The sequence below is a fragment of the Brevundimonas sp. CURTG3B2_SDJG genome, from assembly GCF_057364705.1.
In genome coordinates, this window is record NZ_JBNFOJ010000299.1 from 1 (window position 1) to 3323 (window position 3323).

The following is a 3323-nucleotide window of genomic DNA, read 5'->3' on the forward strand; positions in this document are numbered from 1 at the left end:
CGGCCATGCCGCGGCACACCCGGACCGTGAGCCCTGCTGGCAGGCGCGTGTTGGCGTCGCCGCAGGCCCGGTTGAGCTGGTCCTGGGTCAGCCCGCGCGCGCCGGACAGATCCGCGCCGCGGATGTCCGTGCGGCTCATCGTCGCCTCGCGGAAGTTCGCGCCGGCGAAGTGGCCGCCGGTCAGCCGCGAACCGTTCAGCTCGGCCTCGCGGAACGAGGCGGACCGGAAGTCGCCGTTCGACAGGTTGGACATGTTGATCTCGGCGTTCGAGAAGTCCGTTCCTCGGGCGCTGACATTGGCCAGGGTGATGGCGCTCAGCTCCGCGCCGGTGAAGTCCGAGCCGTTCAGGATCGCGCCGTTCAGGTTCGCACCGTTCAGTTCGGCGCCGGTCAGATCGGCCTGATCCATGCGCACCCGCACCATCGTCGCGCCCATCGCCGAGACGCCGCTCAGTTCGGCGCTGGTGAAGGTCGCGCCGGTGAAGTTGGCGCCCACCATCTCGGCGCCCGCCAGTTCGGCACGGGTGAAGTCGCTGCCGGAGAAGTTGGAGCCGACCAGTTCGGCTCCGCGCATGTTGGCGCCGACCAGGGTCGCATTGGTGAAGGAGGCGCCGGTGAAGGCCGCGCCGGTCAGGTCGCGGCCCGACAGTTCGCAGCGGTTGCAACTGCCGCCCAGCGACACCATCCGGGCGACGTCGCGGTCCTGGTATGAAAACTGAATCTCGGCGGCGGCTGGGGCCGCGGCGGTCAAGGCGGCCAGGCAGGCGCCGACGGCCAGACCGGGGGCTGCAAGGCGACGGAGGAAGGGGCGAGCAAACTGTTCCACGCCCCCTACATGCCGCCAAACCCCCGCCAACCCTACTTAATTCGTCGTAACGTCGGTGTCGGATCAGCAGCGGGGAAGTGTCAGCCCCCGCGGCAGCTGGGTGGCCTCGTCGCCGCAAGCCTGGTTGAGCCGCGATTGGGTCAGACCGGTCGCCCGCTGCAGCGAGGCGCCTGAGAAATTCGCCCCGGTCAGGGTCGCGCCCGCGAACGCCGCGCCCTCCAGATAGGCGCCGACGAAGCTGGCGTTGGTCAGGTTCGCGCCGGTGAAGTTCGAACCGGACAGGACCGCCCCATAGGCCTCGACGTCGCGAAGGTCGGCGTTGGACAGACGGGTGCGGTTCATCACGGCCAGGCTGAAGTCGGCCTGACGCAGGCGCGCGCGGCCAGGTTCAGGCCGTTGCGCTCGACGCCGGCCAGGTCGGCCTGGAACAGGTTGCATCCCGCACAGCTCGCGCCGCCGCGGACGCCGGGCGATCTGGCCGGCGTTCTGGGCGACGGCGGGCGGGGCGGCGGCCGCGACGGCCAGGATCGCAAGCGTAGCGAGGGCGGGACGGGACATCGGTCGCTCCGGCGAAGAGATCGCGTTGGCCGAACGCTACTCCGGACCCGTTAACTTAGCCCTGCATCGACGGCGCGGCGCCGCAGGTGTCGCAGACCCAGCCGGTGCCCCGCTGCTGCAGGGCGAAGTCGCCGCAAGCCGGGCAGGCCACGGCCTCGGTGGATTCGGCCGTGGAGGCGGGCGGCGTCTCGCGCTTCGAACCGAAGGGGAGCACCACCAGATTGTCCGGGGCGGCGCCGCGGGCGAAGCCCTTGGAGATGAACCGAGCCGCCGGGACGGTCTCCGGCTCTCCGCCTTCGGCTCCGCCCGAACCCAGTCCGTCGCCCAGGGGCTCCGCATCGGCGTTGGCCAGCTCCGCGCGGTTCAGATACGACACGCCCAGCTCGCGGAAGATGTAGTCCAGGATCGAGGTCGCGGAGCGGATCGAGTCGTTGCCCGTCACTCGCCCGGCCGGCTCGAACCGGGTGAACACGAAGGCGTCCACGAATTCGTCCAGCGGCACGCCGTACTGGAGGCCGATCGAGATCGCGATGGCGAAATTGTTCATCAGCGACCGGAAGGCGGCGCCTTCCTTGTGCATGTCGATGAAGATTTCGCCGAGCTCGCCGTCCTCGTACTCGCCGGTGTGGATGTAGACCTTGTGACCGCCGACGGCCGCCTTCTGGATGTAGCCCTTGCGGCGATCGGGCAGCTTGCGGCGGGTGCGGTCGCGCTCGATCACCTTCTCCACCACCCGCTCGACCGCGCGCGGCTCCGGCTCCCAGCGTCGTTCGCGCGGGGCCTCTGTCTCGGGCAGATCGATCAGCACGCCCGCCGGCGCGGGCGCGCGTCGCAGGCGGATCGCCCGCTCGCCGTCCCGGGCGGCGTCGGCCAGGAGACGGGCGGCCCGTGTCGGCGTCGCGTTCCAATCCAGTGATTGGGGCGTCAGATCGGGCAGGGCGCTGAACGGCGCCATGGCCCCGCGCACGGCGGCTTCGAAGGCCGCGGTGTCCGCCAGAATGGACGCCAGGCCTTCGGGCGCCTCGTCCCAACCGGCCAGGTCGCCGTGTCCGAACACCCAGCCGCTCGCGGCCCGGACCTCTTCGGCCGCGAAGCCCAGGCGGCCCAGGAGGTCGCGGTGCTCGCCGTCCTCGACGCCCAGCACGTCGCGCAGGAAGCCAGGATCCAGAACGGGGGGGCGGAATGCATCCTCGAACCGGTCGACCTGGGCTAGGGCGGCCTCCAGGGCCTCCAACTCCACATCGGTGAAGCCCCGCGCCCTCAGGGCGGCGTGGTCCACGCCCGGCGCCTCGGCCAGGGTGCGGCGGCCCAACAGATGACGCTCGGCGCTCTCCAGGTCTCCGCCGTGCGCGACGATGGCCCTCGCGATCGAGGGGCGCAGCCGCCGCTCGATCTCGCCGTCGGCCGTCTGGAAGACGTCCAGCGCCCGCAGCGACGAGCCTCCCAGCCGCAGCCGGGCTTCGGCGTCATCCACGAACAGGCCCGCTCGGCCGCCGGCAGCCTCCGCGATCGTCCGGGCCAGTTCGCCGATCTGCGCCTCCGGGTCCGCGCTCCCGCTTTCCAGGACCAGGTCGGCGGCGTCCTCCAGGGCGATGGCCATCGGCTTGCCGTCCACATTCAGGGCGGCGGTCCAGAGCACGACCTGGTCGGCCAAGGCGGCCATGAAGCCATCGCCCGCAAGGGCTTTCAGTCGGCTTCCCGACACCATCAGCGCGGCGCCGCCGGACGCCTCCGTCAGCGCTTCGGCCGTTTCCGGATCGAACGTCACCACCAGGTCGCCGTCCAGGGCGGCCATGCCCGCTGACGCGGCCTCAGGCGCTCCGGAGGCGATCAGGGCGCGATCCGCCAGGGCCAGCATGGGCGGCCGCGCGGCGACCGGGACCGGCGCGGCCTCGAACGATTCGCCGGCGATGGCCCGAAGGATGTCCGCGTCAGCGGC

The 3323-nt window shown here is 71.5% G+C and carries 2 protein-coding genes and 1 pseudogene; all 3 read right to left on the minus strand.

Translation table 11 applies throughout. The annotated features are described in order from the left end of the window. Nucleotides 1-751: pentapeptide repeat-containing protein (locus AC2W7C_RS15410; protein ID WP_486002195.1), on the minus strand; the 751-nt coding region annotated here is incomplete at its 3' end. A 138-nt stretch (nt 752-889) separates the two neighbouring features. After that, nucleotides 890-1384, minus strand: a pseudogene (locus AC2W7C_RS15415) (pentapeptide repeat-containing protein). Nucleotides 1385-1439: 55 nt separating this feature from the next. Beyond that, on the minus strand, nt 1440-3323 hold a 1884-nt coding region (locus tag AC2W7C_RS15420; protein ID WP_486002196.1), incomplete at its 5' end, for a TSCPD domain-containing protein.